This is a genomic window from Hymenobacter lucidus (genome assembly GCF_020447265.1).
Taxonomy (GTDB): domain Bacteria; phylum Bacteroidota; class Bacteroidia; order Cytophagales; family Hymenobacteraceae; genus Hymenobacter; species Hymenobacter lucidus.
In genome coordinates, this window is sequence record NZ_JAJADR010000005.1 from 250696 (window position 1) to 275223 (window position 24528).

At 62.0% G+C, this 24528-nt stretch carries 16 protein-coding genes; 14 read left to right on the forward strand and 2 right to left on the reverse strand.

The genetic code is table 11. The features are described from left to right. Positions 1-14: 14 nt before the first annotated feature. From LGH74_RS17310 to LGH74_RS17365, 12 genes are all read left to right on the forward strand, one after another. Positions 15-728 (forward strand): MOSC domain-containing protein, encoded by a 714-nt coding sequence (locus LGH74_RS17310; protein WP_226177565.1) that lies wholly within the window; start codon positions 15-17, stop codon positions 726-728. A 174-nt stretch (positions 729-902) separates the two neighbouring features. Beyond that, a complete protein-coding gene (locus tag LGH74_RS17315; protein WP_226177806.1) occupies positions 903-3680 on the forward strand; it encodes a substrate-binding domain-containing protein in 2778 nt (925 codons plus the stop codon). Positions 3681-4067: 387 nt separating this feature from the next. Next, complete coding sequence (locus LGH74_RS17320; protein WP_226177567.1) at positions 4068-7298, forward strand: SusC/RagA family TonB-linked outer membrane protein; 3231 nt, start codon at positions 4068-4070, stop codon at positions 7296-7298. 20 nt (positions 7299-7318) lie between these two features. Then, positions 7319-8764: a RagB/SusD family nutrient uptake outer membrane protein gene (locus tag LGH74_RS17325; RefSeq protein ID WP_226177569.1), complete on the forward strand. Its 1446-nt coding sequence runs from the start codon at positions 7319-7321 to the stop codon at positions 8762-8764. A gap of 194 nt (positions 8765-8958) precedes the next feature. Then, positions 8959-10383, forward strand: a complete 1425-nt coding sequence (locus LGH74_RS17330) for a glycoside hydrolase family 30 protein (RefSeq protein ID WP_226177570.1) — start codon at positions 8959-8961, stop codon at positions 10381-10383. A 50-nt stretch (positions 10384-10433) separates the two neighbouring features. Next, positions 10434-11543, forward strand: coding sequence for a T9SS type A sorting domain-containing protein (locus LGH74_RS17335; RefSeq protein WP_226177572.1), 1110 nt, complete (start codon positions 10434-10436; stop codon positions 11541-11543). 107 nt (positions 11544-11650) lie between these two features. After that, entirely contained in the window at positions 11651-13132 is a 1482-nt protein-coding gene (locus LGH74_RS17340; protein ID WP_226177574.1) for a glycoside hydrolase family 30 protein, read from the forward strand. A gap of 126 nt (positions 13133-13258) precedes the next feature. Further along, complete coding sequence (locus tag LGH74_RS17345) at positions 13259-15391, forward strand: RICIN domain-containing protein (protein ID WP_226177576.1); 2133 nt, start codon at positions 13259-13261, stop codon at positions 15389-15391. Between the two features lie 83 nt (positions 15392-15474). Next, complete coding sequence (locus LGH74_RS17350; RefSeq protein ID WP_226177578.1) at positions 15475-16953, forward strand: glycoside hydrolase family 30 protein; 1479 nt, start codon at positions 15475-15477, stop codon at positions 16951-16953. Positions 16954-17222: 269 nt separating this feature from the next. Beyond that, positions 17223-17957 carry a GDSL-type esterase/lipase family protein gene (locus tag LGH74_RS17355; RefSeq protein WP_226177580.1) on the forward strand — a complete coding sequence of 245 codons (735 nt, stop codon included), beginning with the start codon at positions 17223-17225 and terminating at the stop codon, positions 17955-17957. A gap of 41 nt (positions 17958-17998) precedes the next feature. Then, positions 17999-19258 carry a sugar MFS transporter gene (locus LGH74_RS17360; RefSeq protein WP_226177581.1) on the forward strand — a complete coding sequence of 420 codons (1260 nt, stop codon included), beginning with the start codon at positions 17999-18001 and terminating at the stop codon, positions 19256-19258. Positions 19259-19338: 80 nt separating this feature from the next. Beyond that, on the forward strand, positions 19339-19791 hold the full coding sequence (locus LGH74_RS17365; RefSeq protein WP_226177582.1) for a helix-turn-helix domain-containing protein: 453 nt from the start codon (positions 19339-19341) through the stop codon (positions 19789-19791). Between the two features lie 342 nt (positions 19792-20133). On the opposite strand, the gene LGH74_RS17370 is transcribed toward LGH74_RS17365, so the two are convergent. Together LGH74_RS17370 and LGH74_RS17375 are read right to left on the reverse strand one after the other, a co-directional pair. Next, on the reverse strand, positions 20134-21615 hold the full coding sequence (locus LGH74_RS17370) for a L,D-transpeptidase scaffold domain-containing protein (protein WP_226177583.1): 1482 nt from the start codon (positions 21613-21615) through the stop codon (positions 20134-20136). A 177-nt stretch (positions 21616-21792) separates the two neighbouring features. Next, positions 21793-22314 (reverse strand): DinB family protein, encoded by a 522-nt coding sequence (locus LGH74_RS17375; protein WP_226177584.1) that lies wholly within the window; start codon positions 22312-22314, stop codon positions 21793-21795. Between the two features lie 127 nt (positions 22315-22441). Here LGH74_RS17375 and LGH74_RS17380 point away from each other — a divergent pair, with 127 nt between their 5' ends. Then, complete coding sequence (locus tag LGH74_RS17380) at positions 22442-23671, forward strand: pyridoxal phosphate-dependent aminotransferase (RefSeq protein WP_226177585.1); 1230 nt, start codon at positions 22442-22444, stop codon at positions 23669-23671. Between the two features lie 77 nt (positions 23672-23748). Next, positions 23749-24408: a cytochrome b/b6 domain-containing protein gene (locus LGH74_RS17385; protein ID WP_226177586.1), complete on the forward strand. Its 660-nt coding sequence runs from the start codon at positions 23749-23751 to the stop codon at positions 24406-24408. Positions 24409-24528: the final 120 nt, after the last annotated feature.

The following is a 24528-nucleotide window of genomic DNA, read 5'->3' on the forward strand; positions in this document are numbered from 1 at the left end:
CTACATCTGCTCTTATGCCTGTTTCTGCTCCTGCCTTGTCGTTGCCGCTGGCTTCGGTTCGAATTGGTCAGCCCGAAGCCGCCGAGGCGCTTGGCCGCGCTTGGGTGTCGGCTATTCGCAAAGTCGAAATCACCGGCCCGGTGTGGCTGGATGCGCTAAACCTAGCCGGCGACCTGCAGGCCGACCAGAAAAACCACGGCGGCCCCGACCAGGCGCTGTGCGTGTATTCGGGCGGGCACTACGCCTACTGGAGCCAGCAGCTAAGCCAACCCATGCTCCCCGGCAGCTTCGGTGAAAACCTGACCCTGGCTGGCGACTATACCGAGCACGACGTGTGCCTAGGCGACATTTTCCGGCTGGGCGGGGCCATCGTTCAGATTTCGCAGCCCCGCTCGCCCTGCTACAAGCTGGGGCTGCGCTGGCAAACGCCCCTGCTGCCCAAGTACCTGCAGGACTCGGGCCGCACCGGCTGGTATATGCGCGTGCTGCAGCCCGGCCTAGTAGCACCCACCGATGCGCTGGTGCTGCAAGAGCGGCCCTACCCCGAATGGCCAATTACGCTGGTCAACAGCGTGAAGTATGAGCGGCGCGAAGAGGTGGAGCTGGTGGCAGCACTAGTGGCCTGCCCGGCGCTGGGCCAGCAGTGGCAGCGCAAGCTGCGGAGCCGCTTGGCCGGCAGCGCCCCGCTCTACGACGATGCCAATCGGCTGGAAGGCCCGGCAGAGTAGCGTTACGGTGGCGGGTGCCAGCCGAACCGTGGCCGGCGCTGCTCCTGCTGCCGCACATTCAGCTAGCTGCATTTACGCGGCAGGTAGTGTATATTTGGTAGGCGCTACCACCCGATACTCTGCCGGAGCGCTGCAATCAGGTTGAACAGACATCTTTTTCTTTCTTTGCGCCTCGTGCTGCTGCCCGTGCTGGCGCTGCTGAGCGGCTGTGCCCAGTCGCACAAGTCCACGCCGGCCTACCGTATCGGATTTTCGCAGTGCAGCACCGTGGGGCCGTGGCGGCGGGCCATGCTGGCCGGTATGGAGCGGGAGCTGAGCTTTCACCCCGAAGTAAAGCTGCGCATGCTCGATGCTCACGACAACAGCCAGGCCCAGCAGCAGCAGATCCGGGAGCTGGTGCGCGGCGGCATCGACTTGCTCATTGTATCACCTTATGAGGCGGGCCCGGTAACGCCGGCCGTGGAGGAAGCCTACGCCCAGGGAATTCCGGTGGTGCTGCTCGATAGACGCACCGCTTCGCAGCAGTACACAGCCTACGTGGGCGGCGACAACTTGGAAGTGGGCCAGACGGCTGCCCGCTACGCAGCCCGCCTACTCAATCATCACGGCAACATCATCGAAGTGCTGGGCACGCCCGGCTCGTCGGCTACTTCCGACCGGCACCAGGGTTTTGCCCAGGGCCTGACGGCCAATCCGGGGCTGCGCGTGGTAAGCCAGGTAACCGGCGACTGGACCGAGAAAAAGCTGCCGGCGCTGAAAGCCGCTTTGCAGGCTCATCCGGAGGTTTCACTGATATTTTCGCACAACGACGGCATGGGCCGCGGGGCCGCCGAAGCGTGTCAGGAGCTGGGGGTTGCGGGCCGGGTAAAGATTATCGGGGTAGATGCCCTGGCCGGCAAAAACGAAGGCCTCGACTTGGTGCAGCGCGGGCTGCTGACGGCCTCGGTGCTGTATTCGCCGGGCGGGGAAGACGCCATCCGGACGGCGCTGAAAATCCTGAACAAGGAGCCCTACAAACGGGAAAATAAGCTCGGTACCATCGTCATCGACTCGACCAACGTGCTGACCATGCAGCAGCAGACCGACAAGATGGTAACCCAGCAGCAGGATATTGAGCGGCAGCAAAGCCTGCTCCAGCGCCTGCAGGCCACCTATGCCAGTCAGCAAACGATACTCTACGGCCTGCTGGCCACGCTGCTGGGCGCTACCGTACTGGGTATGATAGCCTGGAACTCGGCCCGAAAAAACCGTCAGATCAACCACCAGCTGGCCCTGCAGAACGCCGAAAACGACAAGATTAACCGCCGGCTAGTCAGCCAGAACGAGGAAATAAGCTCCCAGCGCAACCAGCTCGAAGCCCTGGCCGAACAGTCGAAAGCCGATACGGAGGCCAAGCTGCGCTTCTTCACCAACTTCTCGCACGAGCTGCGCACCCCGCTTACCCTCATTCTGGGCCCGGTGGAAGAGCTGCTCACCAGCAGCCCCGACCTGAGCACGGCCCAGCGCCAGGACCTGGCTCTGGTGCGGCGCAACACCCAGCGCCTGCTCCAACTGGTGAATCAGCTGCTGGATTTCCGCAAGATTGAAGTCGGCAAAATGGCCGTGCGCGCCACTGAGGGCAACCTGGTGGCTTTCGTGCGCGAAATAGTGGATGCCTTTGAGAAGCCAGCCCGGCTGCGGGGTGTGGAGCTGCGCTTTCTGGCCGCCGAGCCGGTGCTGACGGCCTGGTTTGACGGTAATATCCTCGACAAGGTATTTTTCAACCTACTCAGCAACGCCCTCAAGTTCACGCCCGATCAGGGCCGCATCACCATCAGCTTGCAGCCCGGCGAGGACCAGACGGTGCGCGTGAGCGTGGCCGATACTGGCCGCGGCATCAGTGACCAGGACCGGGCCCACATCTTCGAGTGGTTTTACCAGGGCGACCAGGGCGCGGTGGCCAAAGGCTCGGGTATGGGCCTGGCGCTGGCGCAAGGGCTGGTGCGCCTGCACGAAGGGCAGCTCTCGTTCAGTAGTCAGCCGGGGCAGGGCAGTACATTTATCGTAACGCTGCCCCGTGAATTGCCCCAGGACCTACGCTCCCACGAGCCAGCCGCCCCTACTCTGCTCACGCTCGATGAGCCCGAAGCCATTCCAAACGACTTCGGGCCCGATGCCGATGCGGTGACTTCCGAAACGGGCAGCGAAACGCTGGTGCTCGTTATTGAGGACAACCCCGAAGTAAACGACTTCCTGGCCCGGCGGCTGCGCACCGATTTCCGGGTGCAGACGGCCACCGACGGCCACACGGGCTTCCGGCTGGCCACCGACCTGATTCCGGACCTGATAGTGTGCGACGTGATGATGCCCGGCCTGAGCGGCCTGGAAGTAGTAACCCAGCTGCGGGCCGACTGGCGCACCTCGCATATCCCGGTGGTGCTGCTCACGGCCCGCAACGCGCCCGAGCAGCAGGTGGAAGGCGTGCAGGCCGGCGCCGACCTGTACCTGACCAAGCCCTTTAACCCAACCTTCCTGCTGGAGAGCGTGCGGACCCTGCTGGCCAATCGGGCCCGGCAGCGGGAGCATTTCCGGCGGGAGCTGAGCGTGGACACCGCCACGGTAGCGCCGAGCAACCCCGACCAGAAATTCCTGAACGACCTGACGGCTATTGTGGAAGCCAACCTGACCAAGACTGACCTGAGCGTGGAGGATATTGCCCGCAGCCTGGGCATTTCGCGCATGCAGCTCTACCGCAAGGTGAAAGCCGTGCTGGGCACCGGTGTCACCGACTTCATTCAGGGCCTGCGCCTGACCAAGGCCCGCGAAATGCTGCTCGACGAAGCCCTAACGATTTCGGAGGTAGCCTACGAGCTGGGCTTCTCGTCGCCGTCCTACTTCTCCACCAGCTTCAAAGCCCGCTACCAGATTTCGCCCTCCGAGTTTCGTAGCCTGCACATCGCGCCGCAGCACTGAAATATTCTCAAAAGCCCCGCAAGAAAACCTAAACCGGCTCTATCCCAGAGCCGGTTTTTTTATTTTTAATTTTCTGTTAATCAATATTTTATACGCCATTTAGCTGCTGAACGAATTTTGAAACAAATCAGCAAGTGCTTGCCGGCGCAGGCAGTGAATTTTGTGCCAATCAGTTCGACGGACGTGCGCTGTAGCTGCAAACGTTTGCAGCACACGAAAGCCGGTTTCCCGGGCTGACTTCGGCAGTAGCAGCGGCTTTACTGACTACTCACTCACCACTCCAATCCTCTGTTTACCCGGGCGGCCCGGGTCGGCGCTGCCTGCTTCCGAAGGCATGCTACCGGGCCGTCCTTCTGCTCCCTCTCCCATCATTTAACCCACTTTACTATGCCCTTTCTACTCCAATTCCCCCACGGCTCCCGCCCGCTGCGGCTGCTGCTGACCCCGGCACTGGGCAGCATCATGCTCACGAGCATTGCGGCGGCCAGCCCGGTTTCCGGGGCAGTTACGTCCCACCCCTGGGCCACTATTCCCGGGCAGCCGGCGGCCGGCGGCCTCTCGTCGTTTTTCCTGGTAAATGGCCCGGTTTCGGGCCGGGTAGTGGATTCCAAAGGCGAGGGAATGCCAGGCGTGACGGTGGTAGTAGCCGGCACCACGCTGGGCAGCGCCACCAATACCAACGGTGACTTCATGATATCCGACGTGCCGGCCGGCGCCCAGACGCTGGTTATTTCCTCGGTGGGCTTCGTCACGGTGCGCATCCCGATTACGGTAGTCGATGGCCAGGCCACGCAGGTAAGCAGCACCACGCTGCAGGAAGACACCCAGGCCCTGAGCGAGGTGGTAGTAGTAGGCTACGGCACCCAGACGCGCCAGGAGCTGACCACGGCCGTATCGTCGGTGAGCAGCAAAGCTATTGAGCGGCAAACCGTGGCTGGCTTCGACCAGGCGCTGCAGGGCCAGGCCCCCGGCGTGCAGGTGACGGCCCCCAGCGGCGCGCCCGGCGCGGGTATCAACGTGCGCATCCGGGGCAACAACTCCGTGAGCTTGAGCAACTCGCCCCTGTACGTCATCGACGGTGTGCCGGTGTTTCCGACCTACGACCGGGAGCTGAGCGTGGGCAACCAGAAGCCCAACCCGCTGAACACGATTAACCCCAACGACATCGAGAGCATCGACGTGCTAAAGGACGGCGCGGCGGCGGCTATTTATGGCCTGCGCGCTTCCAACGGCGTTATCGTCATTACGACCAAGCGCGGCAAAGTGGGCAAGCCCCAGCTGGGCTTCAGCATGTACTACGGCCGGCAGGAGCTGCGCAAAAAGCAAGATCTGCTCAACGCCCGTCAGTTTGCCGAATACTACAACGAGGCCCGCGTGAATGCCGGCCAGACCGCGCCCTACACCGACCTCAACAACCTGCCCGCCGACACCGACTGGCAGGATGAGATGTACCGCGAGGCGGCCATCCAGAACTACCAGCTGAACGTGAGCGGCGGCACCGACAAGACGCGCTACTACGTATCGGGCGGCTATTTCAAGCAGGACGGCATCATTCTCAACTCCGGCTTCAACCGCTACAACTTCAAGCTGAACCTGGACCAGCAGGCCGGCACCAAGTTCCGCCTGGGCACCAACCTGAACCTGAGCCGCACCTTCAACAACGGCAGTGTGCGGAGTGAGCTGCCCCTGGGCGGCTCGGGCACCGTACTCGGCGCCCTGGCCCAGATTCCGACCGTGCCCGTGCGCAACCCCGACGGCACCTACGGCCTGAACCCTTTCTCGCTGTCGGACAACCCGATTGGCAACCTGCTCGAAACCAACAACAAAGCCATTACCTACCAAACGGTGGGCAACGTGTACGGCGAGGCCGACATCCTGTCGAACCTGAAGTTCCGCACCTCGTTTGGCATCGACTTCCGGGCCCAGCTCGAAAACGAGTTTATCACCCGCGAATACCCCGGCACCTCCCGCACCACGCCCGAAGCCAACCTGAAGGGCAGTGGCCGCACCGGCACTACCCAGCAGGCCATCTGGCTCTGGGAAAATACGCTGACCTACAACCCCAAGCTCGGCGACCGGCACAACCTGACGCTGCTGGCCGGCCAGTCGGTGCAGGAGTCTAACCGCTTTGCGTCCAACGCGGCCACGGTGGGCTACCCGTCCAACGCCAACCCTTACATTTCGGCCGGCACCACCCGCACCGGCGGTAGCAGCTACGAGGAAGAATGGGGCCTGATGAGCTACTTCGGCCGCGCCATCTACAACTACGATGAGCGCTACTTGGCCACGCTCAGCATGCGGGCCGACGGCACCAGCCGTTTCGACAAGAAATTCGGCTACTTCCCGGCCGTGTCGGTGGCTTGGCGCATTGCCAAAGAGTCGTTCTTCCCCCAGAACAGCATCGTGTCGGACCTCAAAATCCGGGGTAGCTTCGGCATCAATGGCAACCAGGAAATTCCGCCCTACGACCGGTTCAGCCTCTACGATACGGGCTCGAACTACGCGGGCTACAGCGGCAGCGGCATTTCGGGCGGTATCCGGCCCGGCCGCATCGGCAACCGCGACCTGAAGTGGGAAACCACCAAGCAGTATGACCTGGGCCTGAACATCGGCTTTTTGCAGGACCGCGCCACGCTGGAAATCGACGCCTACCGCAAACGCTCGACCGACCTGCTGACCGACGTGCCGATTGCCCCGAGCACTGGCGCCCAGACGCTGAACGTACTTCAGAACGTGGGTATCACGGAAAACAAGGGCCTGGAGCTGAGTTTAACCACCAACACGGTGCAAGGGGAAGCCGGCAGCTTTGGCTGGACGACCAACCTGAACTTCACCATGAACCGCAACAAGGTGATTGACTTCGGCCAGCTCACCAACGACCAGAACCAGCTGGTAGACCGCGAGGTGATTTATGGCAACACCAACAGCATTCTGCGCAAAGGCTCACCGCTGAGCTCGTTCTACGGCTTTGTGGCCCAGGGCATCTTCCAGACCACGGACGAAATCAAGAACGCCCCGACCCAGAGCAACGCCAAGCCCGGCGACATCCGGTTTGCCGACCTGAACGGCGACAAGGTGATTGACAACAAGGACCGCACCATCATCGGCAACCCGAACCCCAAGGCCGTAGCCGGTGTCACCAACACCTTCACCTACATGGGCCTGGAGCTGACGGCCTTCTTCCAGGGCAGCTTCGGCAACGACATCCAGAACATCAACCGTCAGACCATCGACGCCATGTCGGGGGCCGAAAACCAGAGCACCCGCGTGCTGAACCGCTGGACGCCGAGCAACACCAACACCGACATTCCGCGGGCCGTGATTGGCGACCCGAACCAGAACAACCGCTTCTCGACCCGCTTCGTGGAAGACGGCTCCTATGTGCGTCTCAAAAACCTGACGCTGGCCTACAACATTCCTGTTTCGGTGCTCCAGAAAGCTCATTTCAGCGGCTTGCGTTTGTACATCACCGGCCAGAATCTGCTGACCTGGACTGACTACTCGGGCTACGACCCGGAAGTAAGCGCCGACCCCTTCTCCAACACCGGCTTCGGCCGCGACTTTGGGGTATATCCACAGGCCCGCACCTACACCATCGGTCTGAACGCCAGCTTCTAACCCGCTCCCACCCGACTCCCATGAAAAAGTTATTTATCCCCGTTTTTGCCCTGATGCTGCTCAGCAGCTGCGACGTGCTTGAAAAAGACCCGCTGCCCGCTATTTCGCCCGCCAACTTCTTCAAAACCAAGGACGACGCCGAAGCCGGCATTACGGCCGCCTACGACGCCCTGCAGGGCACCGGCCTCTGGAGCCAGGACCTGATTGTGGTGGGCGAAATGCCCTCCGACAACTGCACCAGCACCAACGGCGACGTAACCACGCTGGACCGCATTGCCTGGACGCCGACTACGAGCCAGGTGACCAACATCTTCCGTGACTCCTACATCGGCATCAACCGCGCCAACGCCGTTATCAAGTACGTGCCCACTATTTCGAACATGCTGGCCCAGCGCCGCGACGAAATTCTGGGTGAAGCCTACTTCCTGCGCGGCCTGCACTACTTCAACCTGGTGAAGCTCTACGGAGGCGTGCCGCTGCGCCTGGAGCCCACCGAAAGCGGGGCGCCCTCGGTAGTGGCTCTGCCCCGCGCCTCGGTTGACGCCGTGTATGGCCAGATTATTTCGGACCTGACGCTTGCCGCCGAAAAAGCCCCGGCCGCCAAGTCGAACCGGGCTTCGCAGGCCGCTGCCAACGCCATTCTGGCCCGCGTGTACCTCACCCAGCGCCAGTGGGCGTCGGCGGCTACGGCCGCCAACAAGGTGCTGGCCAACAAGTCGTACTCACTCAACAGCAGCTTCAAGTCGCTTTTTCCGGCTGACAACAAGGGCGAGTCGATTTTCGAAATTCAGAACTCGGGCGCTTTGGACGGCAACAACATTCTGCCCGACCTGCTGCTGCCCAACCCGCCCGCTACGTACTCGTTTCCCAAGTTCAACATTCCCACCGACGAGCTGATTCAGCTGGGCCTCTCCAATAGCGCCGATAAGCGCTGGGCCCTGATTGGCCCCATGCCCGGCGGCCAGGACCACGCCAGCTACATCGACGGCGGCCCCGGCACGGGCAACGACAACGGCCCCTTCGTGTATAAGTGGCCCGGCAACCCCAACGCCTTCAACAGCCCCGACAACACCTACGTGGTGCGCCTGGCCGAAATGTACCTGACCTACGCCGAAGCCGCCAACGAGCAGGGCAGCCCCGCCGCCGACGTGCTGGCCAAGCTCAACGAGGTGCGCAAGCGGGCCGGCCTAGCCGATTTCCCGGCCGCCGGCGCCACCAAGGAAGTGCTGCGCGCCGAAATCGACAAGCAGCGCCGCCTGGAGCTGGCCTTCGAGGGTGAGCGGTGGTATGACTTGCTGCGCTATGCCCGCCACGAGCTGGCGGATGCCTCGGCCAAGCACGCCAAAACCGCCCTGGACCTGATTGCCGAAAAGCGTGGCACCCGCGACGTGAACTACTTGCTGTTCCCGATTCCACAGAACGAAATCAACAACAACGCCCAGCTTCAGCAGAACCTTGGGTATTAACTGAACTGCCTGGGGCGCTGCAACGCCCCGGGCTTTGTTTTGCGCGGCCGGGCAATAATCCGGCGGCGTGAAGCCGGGGCCGGTTTCGGTGTGGGAGAGAAACGAAACCGGCCCGCAGGCTTTTCCAGCAGGGCAGCTACCAGCCACTTTTTCCGGACTTTATGCCCCTTACTCTCCGCTTTCCATTTCTCATAATGCTGCGTTTTTCCACCCTTTCTATTTCCGCGCTGGCCCTGCTTTTCAGCCTGGGCCTGAGCACCGGCTGCCAGCGCCTGCCGCAGGCCGGCCAAGCCGGCAAACCAGCCGCGTTCTGGCTGACCAACCCGGATAAGTCGGCCCTGTTTCAGGCTCAGCCCACGCTGGTCTGGGCCCAGGCCGAGCCCACCGGCCCTACTATTGACGTTGACGAAAAACAGACTTTCCAGCCCATCGACGGCTTTGGCTACTGCCTCACTGGGGGCAGCGCCGAGCTGCTGCACCGCATGGGCGCGGCCGAGCGCAAGGCCCTGTTGCAGGAGTTGTTTGGTACCGACGGCAACAATATCGGCGTGAGCTACCTCCGCCTGAGCATCGGAGCTTCCGACCTCGATGCCCAGGTTTTTAGCTACAACGATTTGCCTGCCGGCCAGACCGACCCTACGCTGGCCAAGTTTAGCCTGGCGCCCGACCAGCCTCACCTGATTCCGGTGCTCAAGGAAATTCTAGCCATCAACCCGAAGATTCTCATTCTTGGCTCGCCCTGGTCGCCCCCGACCTGGATGAAGACCAACAACAACTCGAAAGGCGGCTCGCTCAAACCCGAGTTTTACGACGCCTACGCCCGCTATTTCGTGAAGTACGTGCAGGGCATGAAAGCCGAAGGCGTGCGAATTGACGCCATCACGGTGCAAAACGAGCCCCTGCACCCCGGCAACAACCCCAGCCTGCTAATGCTGGCCGAGCAGCAGGCCGAGTTCGTGAAAAAGAACCTCGGTCCGGCGTTTCAGGCCGCCAAAATCGATACGAAAATCATCATCTACGACCACAACTGCGACAAGCCCGAGTACCCGCTCACCATTCTGAACGACCCCGAGGCCAAGAAGTACGTCGACGGCTCGGCCTTTCATATGTACGCCGGCCAGATTGACGCGCTAAGCAAGGTACACGACGCCCACCCCGATAAGGCGCTGTATTTCACCGAGCAGTGGGTGGGCTCAAAGAGCAAATTCGCCGAAAACGTACCCTGGCACGTGCGTACGCTCATCATCGGGGCTACCCGCAACTGGGCCCGCACGGTGCTGGAGTGGAACCTGGCCGCCGACCCGCAGCAGAATCCGCACACGCCCGGCGGCTGCACCGAGTGCCGCGGCGCCCTCACGCTCGACGGCAACCAGGTGACCCGCGAAGACGCCTACTACATCATTGCTCACGCCAGCAAATTTGCCCGCCCCGGCTCGGTGCGCATCGGCTCCACGCTACCCGACAAGCTGCCCAACGTAGCCTTTCGAGCCCCCAACGGCGACAAGGTGCTGGTAGTGCAAAATGATAGTCCCAGCGCCCAATCCTTCAGCGTGCGGCACCAGGGCCGCGCTTTTGCCACCACGCTGCCGGCTGGTGGCGTCGGGACTTACGTGTGGTAAGCCCGCTATTGCTGACTTCATCTACTGCTCACTCCTATTCCCCAATTCCCATGAAAAAACTCTTTACTCTTTCTGCCCTGGCGGCTCTTACGGCCGCTTCCCTGCCGGCCCAGGCCCAGTTTAGCGTGGATGGTACGCTGTCGACAGCTGAAATCGGGACCGGGACCGGCAAGTATCAGCTGCTGGGTACCTATACCAACGCGCATTCGGCGGCTGACCGGGGCTTAAAGTCCATTTATATGGGCACCACGGCCACTACGCTCAACATCATGGTGGTGGCCTCGCCCGAGAAAACCGACTACAACGCCCTGCTGCTCTACCTGGACGCGCCCAACAAAACCGGCATTGCGGCCAACACCCGCCTGCCCGGCGGCTCCGACAACTCCTCGCAGTTTCGCAGCCAGCCCACCCTGGATATGCCCGTGGACTACGGTTTCCGCCTGACTACGTCGCCGCTGGCCGGCAATGACGCCAACGCCTACCACAGCAAGATTGACTACACAGCTACGCCCAACGCGGCCGGCAAATACCCCGACATCTACCTGGGCTCGACCAACAAAACCGGCACAGCCTTCACCGTTACTGATGCCGCCAGCGGCATTGTGGGGGCCAAAGTTTCGTTTAAGACCAGCGCCACGGGCAGCGTGGCAGCCAATGCCAGCACCGGCTGGGAAATAGAATATCCGCTGGCAGTGCTGGGTGGGGCTTCGGCCAACGACATTTTCCGGGTAATGGTGGCCTATGTGGGCGACAACGCTGAATTCTACTCCGATGTGCTGCCCCAGATTGCGGGCCAGAGCGCCGCGCTGGGCGCCGACCCCAACTTCAGCACCATTGCCGGCAACCAAAGCTACGCCTACCAGGTGGGCCTGGGCGTGCTGGCCAGCCGCCAGGCCACAGCTGAGCTCCAGGCTGCAGCTTACCCCAACCCCCTGGCCGCCACCAGCCGCTTAGCCTATACCGTACCCGGCACGGCTTCGGTGGTAGTAGAGGTATACAACAGCCTAGGCCAGAAAGCCCTGACGCTACTAAATGAGCAGCAGGCCACCGGTGCCCACACCCTGGCCCTGGCGCCGCTGGGCAAGCTTACGGCTGGCACTTACCTCGTTACGCTTCGGGTAGGGACGCAGCTAAGCACCCACCGCGTGGTAGTCGAATAAGCTACTGGCGGGCCCCAGAACCAGCTGCTGCCGCTGCGGGGCCCGCCAGCTACACGATGAGTACCGCCGGGCGCCCTTTTCCGGCCTTTTCCCCCTCTGACAACGCTATGAAAATTTCCTTTTCCGCTACCCGCCGCCTCCGTTTGGGCCTGAGCCTGCTGCTGCTGCCGGCCATGCTGCTCACGCGCTGCACCTCCAAGAACGAGGCCGACCCCAAGCCCGGTGGCGGTGGTGGCGGAGTTGATCCGCCCGTTACCGGCCCTTCGCAGGTAGCCCTGTGGCTAACCACGCCCGACCAGGCCACGCTGTTTCAGAAAAGTACGCTGGTGCTGAATTTCCAGACGGCAAACAGCTCGAACCCGACCATCATCGTGGATACGACCAAAACGTACCAGTCCATTGATGGCTTCGGCTACACGCTCACGGGGGGCAGCGCCACACTGCTCAACCAGCTGACGGCCCCTACGCGCGCGGCGCTGCTGAAGGAGCTTTTTGCCACCGACGACAACAATATCGGCACCAGCTACCTGCGCATCAGCATCGGGGCTTCCGATTTGGATGTCAAGGAGTTTACCTACGACGACCTGCCCGGCGGGCAGACCGACCCTACCCTGGCCCAGTTCAGCATCGCGCCCGAGCGGAAGGACCTGATTCCGGTGCTCAAGGAAATTCTGGCCATCAACCCGACGCTCAAGATTCTGGGCTCCCCGTGGTCGGCCCCGGCTTGGATGAAAACCAACGGCAGCCTGAAAGGCGGCTCTCTGAAGCCCGAGTACTACGCAGTCTACGCCCAGTATTTCGTCAAATACCTGCAGGCCATGCAGGCCGAGGGCATCACCCTGGATGCCGTAACGCTGCAAAACGAACCCCTGCACGGCGGCAACAACCCCAGCATGGTAATGACTGCTCCCGAGCAGGCCGAGTTTATCAAAACCAACGTGGGGCCGGCCCTGCGGGCCGCCGGGCTCAACACCAAGATTATTCTCTATGACCACAACACCGACCGGATTGACTACCCGATAAGCATCCTAGCCGACCCGGCCGTGAGTCAGTACGTCGACGGCTCGGCGTTTCACCTCTACGCCGGCAGCATCAACGCCCTGACGACCGTGCACAATGCCTACCCTACCAAGAACGTGTACTTCACCGAGCAGTGGGTGGGTGGGCCCGGCAACTTCGCCGGCGACTTTGGCTGGCACATTAACACGCTCATCATCGGGGCCACGCGCAACTGGAGCAAGAACGTGCTGGAGTGGAACCTGGCCGCCGACCAGAACTACGGCCCTTACACCAACGGCGGCTGCAATACCTGCCTGGGCGCCCTCACCATTAACGGCAACAGCGTGAGCCGTAATACGGCCTACTACACGGTGGCCCATGCGGCCAAGTTCGTGCGCCCCGGCTCAGTCCGCATCGATACCAACGTACCCGGCAGCCTCTCGAACGTGGCCTTCAAAGCCCCCAACGGCAAGAAGGTGCTCATCGTGCAGAACAGCGGCAGCCAAACCCAATCGTTTGACATTCAATACCGCGGCAAAGTAGTCAGCACCACGCTGACGGCCGGTGCCGTGGGTACCTACGTCTGGTAATTCAGCCTTTCAGCTTCTTCTTACTTCATCCTTTTTTCGCTTACTCCACGCTCTGCTTGCCACCCCACCCGCACCTGTTCACCGCTCTGCTTTCCTTTTTTTTCACAACCAAAATTCCCACAGACAATGAACAAGACTACTCCCCTTTCGGGCGCGGCGCGGTGGCTGCGCACAGCCCTAGTACTGGCCACGGGCCTGGGCTTCGGCCAGCAGGCTTCGGCCCAAAGCTTTCTGCGCGCCGACGGTACGCGCATCGTGAATGCCAGCAACCAGGAAGTGATTCTGAACGGGATGAACCTGGGCAACTGGGCCGTGCAGGAAGGCTACATGATGAAAGTGGGCTGGCCTGGGGCCACGATAAACGGCGCCACGAAGCAGACGCAGGGCGCGGTAAAAAAGACGCTCTACAACGCCGGCATGAGCGACGCAGCCGTGGAAACCTTCTACCAGAACTACCGCAACAACTTCATTACCAAGCCCGACCTCGACTACATCGCCAGCAAGGGCTTTAACTGCGTGCGCCTACCGCTGCACTACGAACTGTTCTTGACGCCCAGCCAGCGCGCGGTGCGCAGCAGTGTGATGCGCGGCACCGTTTCGTACGACTCCTACGTGAGCCAGCTCACGAATTGGTACAATGCCAATCAGCTCTTCGTGGACCCCAACAATATGGAGGCGCTACGCATGATTGACAACACGCTGGCTTGGGCCCAGGCCAACAATATGTACGTGGTGCTGGATATGCACGCCGTGCCCGGCTCGCAGGGTACCGATGCCAACATTGCCGACCAGATTGTGGCCAATGACCTCTGGAACCGCCAGATCAATCAGGACGTGCTCGACCGGCTGTGGCGCTTCGTGTCGAACCGCTACAAGAACGACTCGCGCGTGGCCATGTACGACCTGATCAACGAGCCCAACAACTTCCCCAACAACCAGAAGATTCACGACGTGTACCAGCGCCTGATTACCTCTATTCGGGGCCAGGGCGACAACCACCTGATTCTGCTGGAAGGCAACGGCTGGGGCAACGATTACAATTACATGGAGCCGTTTACCTTCTCCAACCGCACCAACCTGGTGTATAACTCACACCGCTATAGCGGCGGCGGCTACGAGATGGACAACGGCGTGAACTCGACCGGCGGCAGCCCCAACACCATTCGCTTCATCGGCGACCTGCGTAACTTCCGCACCACCCACAACGTGCCCGTCTGGATTGGCGAAACCGGTGAAAACTCCGACACCTGGATGCGCGACGCGGCCCGCAACCTCAACTCGGTGGGCATCGGCTGGTGCCACTGGACCTACAAGCGCTTCGAAGACCGCAGCAACCCGGCTTTCATGCACATTAACCCGCCCTACGTGGTGGATGGCCCCGCTGGCCTGAACCAGGTGCTGACCAACATCCAGTGGGCCAACTGCGTGCCCAACACCACCGTGGCGGCCGTGTCGCCAAACCAGAACGGCATCGTGAACTACCCCGGCGGCGGCAACTACAACGGCACCACCGCCACGCCCAGCGGCCCGGCCATCGGGCGCATCTACGAAATCAGCTCCAAGAACGGCGGTAAGGCCATGGAAGTCTCGGCCAACTCGACGGCCAACGGCGGCCGGGTGCAGCAGTGGACCTGGGTGGGTGCGGCCAGCCAGAAATGGAAGCTTGTGGATGCCGGCGGCGGCTACGTGCGCATCGTGAACCTGAACAGCAACAAGAGCCTCGACGTGGCCGGCCCCAGCACCGCCGACGGTGCCCTGATTCATCAGTGGGACTGGCTGAGCCAGGACAGCCAATACTGGCAGATTATCAGCAACGGCGACGGCACCTACCGCATCATCAGCAAGTACAGCGGCAAGGCGCTGGACGTGTCGAACAACTCTACCGCCGACGGCGCGGCCATTCACCAGTGGACCTACGGCGGCGGCAACAACCAGCGCTGGTACTTCTCGGACCAAGGCGCGGCGGCCCGCGTGGCGCTGGCTACGGCCGGCTCGGCCGCCGATGCCCGCCTGCAGCTCTACCCTACGGCCGTGGCTTCGGAGCTGACCTTCGACTACACCGCCGACCAGCCCCACAGCCTCCAGATCCAATTGGTGGATATGCTGGGCAAAACCGTGCTCCAACGCCCCGAAAGCGCTGTGCGTATCGGTCTTAACGCCTTCCGGCTGAATGTGGCCACGCTGCCCACGGGCGTATACGTGCTGCGCGTGGGCACGCCCGAAGGCCAGCTTCAGCACCGCCTCGTTATCAGTCACTAGCCTGATTTTCCCCACTACGGCCGGCCGGTATTCTGCTACCGGCCGGCCGTAACAGCGGGCCTGCCCGCGCATATTTTATCCTCATGCTCAACAAGCTTCTTCCTTCCCTCTTTCTGCTGACCACGCTAGGCATCGGCGGAGCCACGGCCCAGAGCGCGGCCAACCCGGCCCGCAACTTCAAGGCGTATTCGGTGGCAGGCAAAAAAGCCCAGGTGTACACCACCGCCGCCGGTACCGACCTGCGCCTGGCCGCCGGCTCCACCCTCTCGTTTCAGCCCTCGGCCCAGCCGCTCGAAACCCAGGTCTGCATCTTCGTGGACCCTACCAAAACGTTTCAGTCGCTGCTGGGTATCGGCGGGGCACTAACGGATGCCGCCGCCGAAACCTACGCCAAGCTCAGCAAAGAGCAGCAGCAGGAGTTTATGCAGGCCTACTACAGCCCTACCAAGGGCATCGGCTACACGCTGGCCCGCACCAGCATTGCCAGCTCCGACTTCAGCAGCGCGCCCTACACCTACGTGGCCGACAAGGACGAGCAGCTCAAGACCTTTAGTGTAAAACACGACGAGCAGTACCGGATTCCCTTCATCAAGCAGGCCCAGCAGGCGGCCGGTGGCAAGCTCACAATGTATGTGGCCCCCTGGAGCCCCCCGGCCTGGATGAAGGACAACAACAGCCTGCTCAAAGGTGGCAAGCTGCTGCCCCAGTACCGCCAGGTGTGGGCCGACCACTACGTCAAGTTCATCAAGGAATATGAGCGGCAGGGCATCCCGATCTGGGGCCTGAGCACCCAGAACGAGCCCATGGCCGTGCAGAAGTGGGAGTCCTGCATTTTCACGGCCACAGAGGAGCGCGACTTTATCAAGGAATACCTCGGCCCTACGCTCAAAAAGAACGGCCTCGGCGACCGGAAGCTCATTGCCTGGGACCACAACCGTGACCAGGTGTACCAGCGGGCCAGCACCATTCTCGACGACCCCAAAGCGGCCCAGTACGTGTGGGGCGTGGGCTACCACTGGTACGAAACCTGGACCGGCAGTGCCATGATGCACGACAACGTGCGCCGCGTGCATGAAACTTACCCCAACACCAACCTGCTGCTCACCGAGGCCTGCATCGAGAAGTTCGACTTCAACAAAGTGAACGACTGGGCCCTGGGCGAGAAGTACGGCAGCTCGATGATCAACGACTTCAACAACGGCAACGTGGGCTGGACCGACTGGAACATCCTGCTCGACGAAACCGGCGGCCCCAACCACGTCAAGAACTTCTGCTACGCGCCCCTGATTGGCGATACGCGCACCGGCAAGCTGATTTACACCAACATTTACTACTATATCGGCCATTTCTCCAAGTTCATTCGGCCCGGGGCCAAGCGCATCGTCAGCTCTTCCAACCGCGACCATCTCACCACCACCGCCTTCCTCAATACCGATGGCAAAGTAGCCGTGGTAGTAATGAATGACGGCGACACCAAGCAAGACTTTCAGCTTTGGCTGCAGGGCCAAGCCGCCCAAGCCAGCAGCCAACCCCACTCCATCATGACGTTCGTCATCAACTAGCCGCGCAGCCCCGGCCCACCCGTGCCCCTGGCGACAAGTTGCAAAGGCCCGGCAAGTAGCTGCAAGGCATAGGCAAGTGCCGCTTTCGGGACGGGAAGCACCAGGAGCCCCGGCTCGTTGCACGGTGTAGAGACGCACCCTGGCGTCTCGTCATTGAACGATGGTCGTGCGAACGGCGCGTACGACGAGACGCCAGGGTGCGTCTCTACATCCTACTAGCCACGTTTCCGCTGCCGTTGCCCAGCGCATTTTCCCGCGTACTACTGGTTATGACAATCCTTCTTAAACTCCCGCTGCCCTGCTTGCTGCTGGCGGCGGCTCTGCTGGCCCCGCTGGCCGCTACCGCCCAGCAGCCCAAGCCCGCCGCCTACGACTGGGCCTGGCAGGAGCGCTACGCCGCTGCCAACCAGAAGCTACCGGCCCCGCCGGCCAGCCCGGCCCGAGTGGTCATCATCGGCAACTCCATTACCGAGGGCTGGGTCAAAACCGACTCTGCCTTTTTCGCCGGCAAGCCCTATGGCTACATCGGCCGGGGCATCAGCGGGCAGCATACGGGCCAAACGCTGCTGCGCTTCCGCCAGGACGTCATCAACCTGCGGCCCGCCGTGGTGGTCATTGTTGTGGGTACCAACGATGTGGCCGAAAATGGCGGCCCCTATATGCCCGAGCGCACGATGGAAAACATCATGTCGATGGCCGAACTGGCCCGCGCCCACCGCATCCGGGTGGTGCTGGCCTCGGTGCTGCCCGCCACCGACTTCTGGTGGCGCAAAGGCCTGAACCCCGCACCCAAAATCGTGGCCCTCAACCAGCAGCTCAAAGCCTACGCCGCCCAGCAGCGCCACACCTACCTCGATTTCCATTCGGCCATGGCCGACGAGCAACAGGGCCTGCAAAAGATTTACGGCGAAGATGGCGTGCACCCCAACCTAGCCGGCTACCGCGTAATGGAGCCCCTGCTCAACCAGGCCGTAGCCCAGGCCCTCAAGCAAAAGCAGCCGTAACCGACCGCCCATCCTCCTTTCTCTCCCTTTGCCCTTTCCGTATGGCCCTCGTTGCCCCTACTTCCGTCGCTGCCCAACCCGATACCGGCCAGGAAACGCCGCGTTACACCTCGGCCCTATCGTCACTGACGGTGTTGTTTTTCATGATGGGCTTTATCACCTGCCTGAACGACATTCTGATTCCCTACCTAAAAACCATTTTTCAGCTCAACTACACCCAGGCCAACCTCATCAACTTCTGCTTTTTCGGGGCCTATTTCGTGATGGGCATTCCGGCCGGCTGGGTCGTGCAGCGCGTGGGCTACAAGGGTGGCATGCTGGCGGGCTTTGTAGTGGCGGCGCTGGGCTGCTTTCTGTTTTACCCCGCCGCCGACAGCCGCAGCTACCCGCTGTTTCTGGCCGCGCTGTTTGTGCTGGCTACCGGCGTGGTGCTGCTGCAGGTGGCCGGCAACCCTTACGTGGCCATTCTGGGGCCGGCCCGCTCAGCTCCGGCCCGCCTCACGCTCACCCAGGCCTTCAACTCGCTGGGCACCACAGTAGCGCCGCTGCTGGGCTCCTGGCTCATCCTGTCCCACCTGCCCACCCTCGATACGCCCCAGGCGGCGGCCGCCATTGACGTGCGCGCCGTCCAGATTCCGTACCTGGGCATTGGGGCCGTGCTGCTGGTTATAAGCGTGCTGCTGGGCTTGCTGAAGCTGCCCAAAATCGTGCACGCTATTCGGCAGGATGATGCCCGCAGCCAAGCCTGGCACTACCGCCACCTGGTGCTGGGTATGGTGGGCATTTTTGCCTACGTGGGCGGCGAGGTGGCCATTGGCTCGCACATCGTGAGCTACCTACACCTGCCCGATGTGATGAGCATGACGCCCGCAGCGGCCGGCAACCAGGTGTCCTACTACTGGGGCGGGGCCATGATTGGGCGTTTCGTGGGCGCCTACCTGCTCAACCGCTTCAACCCTGGCCGTCTGCTGGCTTTCAACGCCGTGGGTGCCGTGGTGCTGGTTGTTATTTCGGCCCTCACGCGGGGGGAAATAGCCATGTGGAGCCTGCTGGCCGTGGGGTTGATGAACTCTATCATGTTTGCCACCATCTTCACGCTGGCCGTGGCCGGGCTGGGCCGCCACACCGAGCAGGCCTCGGGACTGCTGAACGTGGCCATTGTGGGTGGTGCCGTGGTGCCGTTGCTCTTCGCTCTCGTGGCCGATGCCAGCACGCTGCGCGTAGCCTTCGTGCTGCCCGTGCTCTGCTACCTCTACATCCTGTGGTACGGGCTCAAAGGCCACGTGCCGCAGCAGCAATAACTGCTCAACTACAGCTTGCGGTCAATATTCAGGCAGCAGGTTAACGCTCTATCAACTCTATACCCAACTCGTTTTCCCCGATGGGACGTCAGCGCCAGTCTTTCCGCCTTTCCGCGCGGCAGCGGCAGCAGCTTGAGGAATACCTGCAACAGGATTCCCTGCTACCGCTCCAGATCAGCCGGGCCCACACGCTGCTGCACTGGGCTGCCGGCCACTCGGCCACCGTGAGTGCCCAACTGCTGCACACCACCGAAGATCGGGTGTATGCCATGCGTCGCACCTTTCGCCGCCTGGGCCTCACCGCCTACCTCACCAGCTCGGTGCAGGGTGGCGCGCCGAGCAAGCTCACCCCCGCCGCCGAAGCCGTGCTGGCCCACCTCGTGGCCGAGCAGCCCGCCACAGCCTGGACGCTGCGGCAGCTGGCCGAGTTTCTGGTCGGGGCCGGCTACGCGTCGTCCATCAGCTACGTCACCGTTAGCAAGGCCCTGAAGCGGCTGCAGCTCGCGCCCGGCCGCCCGGCAGTAGCGGTGTAGTTTTACCGCCATACGGATTTTACCGCCATACGGAGCGAGAGGAAAGCCGAAGCATGACTGTCTGTTTCACAATGTGCCGTACAAGCCAACCACAAAAAAAGGCACCTAACAAGGCGCCTTTTTTTAATTCCTTTCCAAACCAATGCATCTTTTCTCCTGCAGATAAGCACTGGGGCACCGGGTGCCGGGCGGCAGACTTGCCCTGGCTACCACAGCCCCATTCTTTTGCGGTAGAACTGAATTGATGATGGAAAACTAGCCGGAAAGGTTGCTTTGGCAAAGTCAATTACACCAATACCACGTTGGGCAGTACCAAACTACTTCAGCCTCCCCACCAGGACTTTATTGCGCCAGCAAAGCAGCCAAAATCGGCTCGTCCTGGCAGTACACATCCGAATAGAACCGCAGCCGGCCGTTGTCGGTGTCGCAGGTGTAGTAGCGAATGTGAATGGGCAGGCCCTGGGCCAGATCGAAGCGGCACTTGTCGTGCTGGGCAATACTGCGGTTCACGACGGGCAGGGCGGCCTGCTGGTTTTCGCGCTTCAGCAAGTAGGCTGCCAGCGCCAGGGGCTTTTCCACCCGCACACAGCCGTGGCTGAGGGCGCGCTGCGGCCGCTGAAACACCGAGCGGGCCGGCGTGTCGTGCAGGAATACGGCGTGCTGATTGCCAAAGTAGAACACCACGTTGCCCAGCGCGTTGTGGCGGCCCGGGGTCTGCTTAATGGTGTAGGGGAAGTTTTCGGGCGTGTACTTGCTCCAGCGCACGTGCCAGGGGTTCACGAGGCGGTTGCGGTAGTCGTAGAGGCGGTAGTGGTTGTCGTAGAGGAAGCTGGGGTCGTCCTGCAGCTCGGGCAGTATCTCGTTCACCGCAATGCTGTAGGGCACGCGCCAGTCGGGAGCCGTGACGAATACGATGATGCGGCTGCTGAGTATGGGCGTGGGCATGTCGGGCTTACCCACTACCACCCGGTGGGTCTGCATCACCCGGCCATTTTTGATGAGCTGCAGTCGAAATGCCGGAATATTGACCAGGGCGTATTCGGCCGTGTCAGCCGCGGCATTTTCCCAGCGCAGCCGCTCCAGGTTCACCGCTACCCGCCGGAAGTCGGCCTCGTTGCCCGGGCGGGCCACCGAGTCGGGGCCCGGGGCCAGGGTGCGGCTCCAAGCCTGCTGCAGCCGCTGATATGAGTGGCTGGCCGGCTGGCACTGCAGAAAGGCGGGAGCAAAAGCCGCTGCCGCCAGGGCCTGCTCCAGCACCGCCGTGGCCTGCATGCCGGTCGGGCCCTCCAGCGGGGCTGCGCTTAGCGTACGGGCATCGAGCTGGCCGAAGCGCAGGTGGGCCGCATAGCGCAGCAACGCATCGGTGAGGCGCAGCTCGAAGCTGGCCAGCTGCCGGCTGTGGGCCTCGGGGGTAGCAGCGGTGCGCAGCGAATCGGGCAGGGCCAGCAGCTCGGCGCTGGCATAGGTAGCGGGCGAAAGGCCAAACTGCCGGGCCCGGCCCAGTAACCGCAGTGCCTCATCGGCCTGGGCATTCCACCCCGATTCGGTGTGCGTCCAGGCGGGTGAGAAACGGCGGCCGGCATAAAACGACTGCACCACCGAGCCGGCCCGCAACCCGAGGCGGGCATATGTAGCAGCCGGGCCCAGGGCCACGGTATCGAGTAGGGCGCGTAGGTATAGCACGGCCGTCGAGCCGCTGGGGGCGGCAGCACCAGGCTTCTTGCCGCCTTCCGCCCCGGCAGTAGTGGGGCAAAAAAGCGCGCAGCCGACAAGAAGTAGCCCAACGAAGGCAGGCCGCACACTGCTTCTTATCCAGGTCATCATTGGAACAGGCAAGAAGGGTGAGAAAAAGCCGGTGAGTAGGCGTTAAATCATACGAATTTGGTAAAAGACCGACACCACTACCTGCCCGGGCAGGACTGGCAGAGCGTACATAATGTACAGAATAATTCCCTGATTGCCAAGCATTGTACCGACATTGCCTGGCCTCTACCGAGGAGCTTACGCCAGCTGTGCGCCCACGATACGGGCCGTAACCAGCAGTTGGCCCAAGTGGCGCATGGTGTGCTCGGCGGCGTGCACCAGCAGCCCCAGCACGGTGGAGGGCAGTTGGGCCCGGCCCACGCCGCGCACCTGCGTGAGCATGACCTCATAAGTGGTAATAAGCTGCGCTAAGGCCTGTTCTACCTGCTCGTCGAAGGCTTGCACCAGTTCCGCTACGGTGCATTCCGGGGTTGGGCACTGGCCTTCCTGCGCCAGCTGTTGCAGCTGGGCGGGCGTGAGTGCCTCGCCGCGGGCGTAGGTGAGCAGGCGGCTGAGCACCCCGGTGAGGTGCTGCAAGTGAAAGCCCACCGACGCCACCCCGGCGGGACGCTGCCAGAGGCCAGTGGCGGGAAAATCGAAGAGCTGGGCGTGCAGTTCCTCGCGGGCCTGCAGCAGGGCGTGGGCTACGGGCTGAAGCAGGGGCGGCACGGCGGGCAATGGGCCCCGTAGCCACACCTCGGGCAGGTTGGAAGTAGTCATGGGCTGCTAACCGGAAAACGCGGGGAGTTGTTAGAACCGGTATTTGTTTGCTTTTTGCTGATTCGTAACGCTTTTCCTCAGTGCCCGGCCCCGCCAGAACAGGGTGGTTCTTTTAAGCTTTGACCGTATGTTGGAAGTCTCGCAGCGTGGCCACGCTATGCCATTGTCGCCGTACCGCCGGCTCACGCCCTTCGCCGATGCCGCCAAGCAGCGCGGCGTGCAGGTGCATCATCTCAACATCGGCCAGCCCGATATCGAAACCCCGCCCGTAATGCTGGCGGCGGTGCAGCAGGCCAACATCCGGGTGCTGGAATACAGCCCCACGGCCGGCTACCCCAGTTACCGGCGCGCACTGGCCCGCTACTACCAGCAGGTCGGCATTTCCGTCACGCCCGACGATATTCTGGTGACGGCCGGGGGCAGTGAGGCCATCTTTTTCGCCCTTATGAGCTGCCTCAATCCCGGCGACGAGCTGATCATACCCGAGCCGTTCTATGGGGCTTATACCGCCTTTGCCGTGGCCACCGACGTGCGCATCGTGCCCGTCACGTCCCACCTGGCCGATGGTTTTGCGCCGCCGCTCATCGAGGAGTTTGAGCGCCGCATCACGCCCCGCACAAAGGCCGTGCTGCTCTGCACGCCCAATAACCCGACCGGTTATGTGTACAGCCGCGCCGAGCTCGAACAGCTCAAGGACCTGTGCGTGCGCCACAGCCTGTATCTGCTTTCCGACGAGGCCTACCGGGAGTTTTGCTACGACGGCGACTACGTGAGTGCGATGCACCTGAGCGGGGCCGACGACCACATCGTGATTCTGGATACCATTTCGAAGCGCTACAGCGCCTGTGGGGCGCGTATCGGGGCTTTCGTCACCAAAAACAAGGCGCTGCAGCAAACCGCCTTCAAGTTTGCCCAAATGCGGGTGAGCCCCCCCGGCCTAGCCCAGGTGCTGGCCGAAGCTGCCTCAGAGCTGCCCGATACCTATTTCGACCACACCAAAGCCGAATACCAGGCCCGCCGCGACTTGATGGTGAGCCGCCTGCGGGCCATGCCGGGCGTAGAGTGCCCCGTACCCGGCGGCGCCTTCTACGTGATGGCCCGCCTGCCCGTCGACGACTGCGACACGTTCTGCCAGTGGCTGCTCGAAGAGTTCAGCTACCACGGCCAGACAGTGATGCTGTCCCCGGCCAGCGGTTTTTACGCCACCAAGGGCCTGGGCAAGCAGGAAGTACGGATGGCCTACGTGCTCAACTGCGAAGCTCTGGGCCTGGCCCTCACCTGCCTCGAACAGGCGCTGCTGGTGTACCCCGGCCGCGAGGTGCCGGTGCCGGAAGCCGCTTTCGACCAGGACCGTTAGCAGCTTTCTTCACCGAACTCTACTGGCTGCGCCGTTCTGTACTGCTCTCTCCCCGCTTTTCTGCCACACATTTTGCCATGCAAACCCAGCCTGCTCCGGTTATCAACCAGCCCATCAGCAACAAGAACTCGTTGGCACTGCGCCTGTGGCACTGGAGCAGCGCGGCCGTTATTTCGGGTTTGCTCACCACCATTCTGTTTCTGTTCGTGATTCTGAAAATGAAAACCGTGGGGCCGCAGTTTCAGGAGGTGCTGCAAAAGGAAGGCGTCACGATGAGCAAAGAACAGGTGCGGGGTCTCACGCGCATCGTGTCGCACCGCATCTGGGACTGGCACATTTACCTGGGCGTGGCGCTGTCGTTTCTGCTGGTGTTCCGCATCGTGCTGGAGTTTTTTCAGCCGGCCGGGCAGCGGTTTGGGGCCAAGCTGGGCGTGGCGCGGCAGTATTTTCGCCAGGTAGGCGCCGATATGCAGGACGCCCGCCATTCGCTGGTGGTCAAGTATTCCTACGCAGCTTTCTACCTGATGCTCACGGTGATGGTACTCACAGGCCTGGTGCTGATATATGCCGACGACGTAGAACTGCTGCACAAGCTGGAGCATACTATAAAGGAGGTGCACAACTTCACGATGTACCTCGTCATTGCCTTTGTCGTGGCCCATATTGCAGGCGTGGTATGGTCGGAGCTGACCAAGGGCAAAGGCATTGTTTCTGACATGATTAACGGCGGCAAATAAGTCCAAGTATTCAGCTTACGCTATTTAAAAACGTCTTTTACCGGCGAAATAAAAGCCGCTTCTGCCTTGGGCGGAGGCGGTTTTTTCGTTTAATAATCCCAATTTCAAGGGCCGGGACAG